Origin of the sequence: Piscinibacter sp., assembly GCF_050175855.1 — a bacterium.
GTDB lineage: Bacteria > Pseudomonadota > Gammaproteobacteria > Burkholderiales > Burkholderiaceae_C > Piscinibacter.
In genome coordinates this window covers 1-4,379 of record NZ_JBFXIO010000407.1, presented here as the reverse complement: position 1 = coordinate 4,379, position 4,379 = coordinate 1, and the positions used below count along the sequence as shown (strand labels likewise).

General features: G+C 71.3%; 5 protein-coding genes and 1 pseudogene. 3 read left to right on the top strand and 3 right to left on the bottom strand.

Features of this window, described 5'->3' with window-relative positions:
- The 3 genes from AB7U92_RS22625 to AB7U92_RS22615 all read right to left on the bottom strand — a co-directional run.
- Positions 1–668, bottom strand: a 668-nt coding sequence (locus tag AB7U92_RS22625) for a TolC family protein (RefSeq protein ID WP_428582343.1), incomplete at its 3' end; no start/stop codon positions are given.
- Between the two features lie 27 nt (positions 669–695).
- A complete protein-coding gene (locus AB7U92_RS22620; protein WP_428582341.1) occupies positions 696–1,367 on the bottom strand; it encodes a CerR family C-terminal domain-containing protein in 672 nt (223 codons plus the stop codon).
- A gap of 116 nt (positions 1,368–1,483) precedes the next feature.
- Positions 1,484–2,566, bottom strand: a complete 1,083-nt coding sequence (locus AB7U92_RS22615; protein WP_428582339.1) for a hypothetical protein — start codon at positions 2,564–2,566, stop codon at positions 1,484–1,486.
- Positions 2,567–2,731: 165 nt separating this feature from the next.
- Here AB7U92_RS22615 and AB7U92_RS22610 point away from each other — a divergent pair, with 165 nt between their 5' ends.
- The 3 genes and pseudogenes from AB7U92_RS22610 to AB7U92_RS22600 all read left to right on the top strand — a co-directional run.
- Entirely contained in the window at positions 2,732–3,712 is a 981-nt protein-coding gene (locus tag AB7U92_RS22610) for a helix-turn-helix transcriptional regulator (RefSeq protein ID WP_428582337.1), read from the top strand.
- A 25-nt stretch (positions 3,713–3,737) separates the two neighbouring features.
- Entirely contained in the window at positions 3,738–4,019 is a 282-nt protein-coding gene (locus tag AB7U92_RS22605; RefSeq protein ID WP_428582335.1) for a DUF427 domain-containing protein, read from the top strand.
- 79 nt (positions 4,020–4,098) lie between these two features.
- Positions 4,099–4,379: pseudogene (locus tag AB7U92_RS22600) on the top strand (amino acid ABC transporter substrate-binding protein); the annotation flags it as partial.

Genomic DNA, 4,379 nt, shown 5'->3' with positions numbered 1-4,379 from the left:
AGGTCGGCGCTGGCCGGGGCCTGGAAGCCGGCCTTGGCCGACAGCTCGGTCAGCCGCGCGGTCTCGGCGCGCGAGGCGGCGTCGAGCTCGGTCTGGGCGAGCTGCGCCTCGCAGGCGCGCAGCGCCAGGTAGGCCGAGGCGGTCTCGGCGGCCACCGAGATGCGCGCGTCGTGCCACGAGGCCTGCGCGCCTTCCAGTCGGGCCTGGGCGGCGTCGCGGCCGGCGCGCACGCCGCCGAACAGGTCGATTTCCCAGGCGGCCTGCAGGCTGGCGCCGGCGCTGGTGCCCACCGGCGTGGCGAGGTCGAAGCGGCCGCGCGCGGCCTGTGCGTTCGCGTCGAGCGTCGGCCCGAGGGCGGCGCCGCCGGCCACGCGCGCGGCACGGGCCTGCTCGATGCGGGCACGGGCGTCGGCCAGCGTCGGGCTGGCGGCCTGGGCGGCGGCGATCAGCCGTGGCAGCAGCGGGTCGTCGAACTGCTGCCACCATTGGCGCAGTTCGGCGCCGGGGTCGGCGGCCGGCAGCGGCGCCTGCCACTGGGCGGCGGCGGGTGCGGCCGGCGTGGCCGGTGCCGCCGCGTCGAGGCTGGCGCAGCCCGCCAGGGCCATCGTGGCAGCCAGGGCGGCCAGCCGTGCGGCGCGGTCGCGGTTCGGGAACATCGTGCGGTTCATGCTTCTTGTTCTCCCTTCGTGGGGGCGTCAGCCGCCGCTGCGGCGCTGCACTTCGGCGGCGACCATGGCCTCGGCGTACATCACCAGCGTGTCGAGCCAGCGGTCGAGCGCGTCGGGGCTGCCGTTCAGCGCCGGCGCCAGCGCGTCGGTCACGTCACGGCCGACGTGCAGGTGCACGCCCAGCGCCGAGACGCATACCGCCAGGCGCTGGATCTCGTCGTCGGGCGAGTCCACGCCGACGTGGCGGCACAGCACCTTGACCAGCGCCTCGTGCATCGGGCGGATGCCCTGGTCGATCTCCTCGGCCCACAGGCCGGTGGGCTCGAGCATCTCGCGCATGTGCAGCTTCATGCACAGCGTGGTCAGTTCTCCTTGCTTGAGCGGCTCGAGGAAGCCGAGATAGAAGCCGCGCAGCGCATCGCGCAGGCCCATCGCCTCGTTGCCGTAGCGACGAATCTCCTCATCCGGTTTCGACTGCAGGTCGAAGAAGACGGCGCGGTACAGGCCGGCCTTGTCGCCGAAGTAGTACTTGATGGCGGCGAGGTTGGTGCCGGCGGCCTCGGCGATCTCGCGCGTCGAGGTCTTGGCGAAGCCCTGGTGGGCGAACAGGTTCAGTGCGGCGTGCAGCAGCCGCTCGCGCGACGCCTCGCCATCCGGGCGGGCGGCCCGCGGGGCGCGGACGGGGTTGATCTCGGTCATGCCGGCGATGCTAGCCGGCCAATCAATCGATTGATTGAAATCTCAGTTAATGACCGACTGGTCAGCAGGGGCTTCGGGTTCCCCGGGGGTGTCCCCGCGGAGGGTGGTCGGGCCGGTCAGAGCGGCAGCGCCGCCTGGCGGCCGGCCGGCGAGCGCCGCATCAGCACGGCATGGGGCACGTAGCCGCGCGATTCGAGGTTCCAGCCATCGGTGGCGGTGTCGGCATCGATCTGCTCGATGCGCTGGGTGGCGAGATGCTTGGCGGCTGCACGCGAAAGCAGGTCCTCACATTGGCTCGGCGTCAGCAGGCGGGCGAAGGCCGTCCAGCGCTTCATCACCAGCGGGTTGCGCCAGGCGTCTTCCACCGCCCAGCGCTCGCGCATCGGCTCGTCGGTGCGGCCGGCTTCGAGCACGCGCGGCAGCAGCGCATGGAAGAACATCTGGAAGGCACGCCGCGCCGGCTTGCCCGGCAGCAGGGCGTCGAAGCGGGCGATGCGCTGGCTCCAGCCGGGCGTGAGCAGCTGGCGGCTGACGAAGGCCTGCAGCGCCTGCACCGGGTTGAACAGGCGCAGCCGGTTCGGCGGCAGCACCAGCATCGGCAGCGCGCTGGCCTCCTCGTGCGACAGCGGCTCGACGAAGCTGCACAGCACCGCCACGCGCGCCCACTGCGGCACCGTCAGCCCGCCGCCGGCGGGCGAGCTGGCGGCTTCCAGATCGCGCACGATGCGCAGCGCGTCGCGAAAGCCGTTGGCCGCCTTGGCGTGGTTGGCCTTGGTGGACATCATCGCCAGGTTGCCGGCGGCGTAGCCGGCGTCGTTGCGCACCCGGTCGACGGAAGCGTCGCTGGCCTCCAGCGTGGCGCTGGACAACAGCACGCGGGTGATCGGGCAGTGGCTCACCTCGATCTGCTGCAGGTGGTTGGGCGTGACCTGCACCAGCTCGACGCTGCGGCCGCGCAGCCAGGCATGCAGGCGCAGCTGCAGCCACTTGCGCACGTGGCGGCTGGGCAGCAGGGTGCGCCGGCCGAAGGCGGCCTGGCCGGCCAGCAGGCCGTGGCGCAGGCTGGAGGGCTGCAGGTCGTACGGTGCCTGCGGGGTCATGCCGTGGTGGGCGTAGTCCCAGCCGAGCTCGAAGCCGATGTGCTCGTGGGTGGTCAACGTGGTGGCGGGGAAGAGTTCGTGGGTGAAGGCGGTGGCCATGGCGCGTTCCTCGGTGGACGCCGCGGGCTGCGGCATGGAGGGCAGTCTCGCGGCGGGGTGGCTCAAGGCGTGAGCCACCCCCGCGCATCGGGCTCGGGGTAAGCTCGGGCCGACTGGCTCATCGGGTGAGCCACCCATCCACTACACGTCGGCTATACGCCACCCATGGACCGTACCGAACGCTTCTACAAGATCGAGCTGCTGCTCAAGAGCCGCGGCAGCGTCAGCTTCGCGGTGCTGCGCGAGGAGCTCGGCGTCTCGCCCGCCACGCTCAAGCGCGACCTGCAGTACCTGCGCGACCGGCTGCACGCGCCGATCGTCTACGACGCGTTCGACAACGGCTACTGCTTCGAGCAGGGCGCGCAGGCCGGCGCCCGCCACGAGCTGCCCGGCCTGTGGTTCAGCGAGCACGAGATCCACGCGCTGCTGACCATGCACCAGCTGCTCGCCGGGCTGGACGACGACGGCGTGCTGTCGCGCCATCTGCAGCCCATGCTCGAGCGGCTGCAGGGCATGCTCGGCAGCGACGCCGCCGAGTCGCGCGAGCTGATGCGCCGCATCAAGGTGATCGGCACCGCGCGGCGGCGCGTGCCCAGCCGCTGGTTCGAGCGCCTGGGCAGCGCGCTGGTGCAGCGCCGGCGGGTGTGGCTGCGCTACTTCAAGCGCAGCGACCGGCGCGAGAGCGAGCGCGAGGTCTCGCCGCAGCGCCTGGTGCACTACCGCGCCACCTGGTACCTCGACGCCTGGTGCCACGCCAGCGATGGGCTGCGCCGCTTCGCCCTCGACGCGGTGCGCGGCGCCGAGGTGCTGGAGACCAAGGCGAAGAACGTGCCGGTGCGCGAGCTGGAGGCGGCGCTGGACGCCGGCTACGGCATCTACGGCGGCGGCGATGCCAAGGTGAAGTGGGCCACGCTGCTGTTCACCGCCGAGGCCGCGCAATGGGTGGCCAACGAGGAATGGCATCCGCAGCAGAAGTCGCGCCACCTCGCCGACGGCCGCTACGAGCTGCAGGTGCCCTACACCGATGCCACCGAGCTGGCGATGGACATCCTGCGTCACGGCGACAGCGTCCAGGTAACCGGCGACAAGGCGCTGGCGGCGGCGATCGCGCAGCGCCTCGCGAGCGCCGCGGCGCAGTACGCTTGAGCCCTTTCAAGCACTGGAGCGCGGGATGAAGGCCATCTGGAACGGCGTGGTGATCGCCGAGAGCGACGACACCGTGGTGGTGGAGGGCAACCACTACTTCCCCGAGGCGAGCCTGAAGCGCGAGTACACGACCTTCAGCAACCATCGCACAAGCTGCGCCTGGAAGGGCCAGGCGCACTACCTGAGCCTGCTGGTCAACGGCGAGATGAACCCGGACGCGGTCTGGTACTACCCCGAGCCCAGCGAGGCGGCGAAGGAGATCAAGGGTCGCGTCGCCTTCTGGAAGGGGGTGAAAGTCACCGAGTGACAAATCGGTGCGCCTCGCTAGCATGGTTCTTGCGGCGGCGACCGGCTGCCGAATCCCTCCCTCACGAAGGAAAGAACCGATGCACAAGTTCGCTCTCAGCCTGATCGCCACCACGGCTGCCGCCTGCGCGCTGCCCCTGGCCGCCCAGGCGCAATCCACGCTCGACAAGGTCAAGTCCAGCGGCGCCATCACCGTGGCCTACCGCGAGTCGTCGATCCCGTTCTCCTACCTCGTCGACAAGGCCCAGCCCATCGGCTTCGGCTGGGAGATCTGCGGGAAGATCGTCGACGAGGTGAAGAAGGCCACCGGCCGCGCCGACCTGAAGGTCAACACCCAGGCGGTGACCTCGGCCAACCGCAT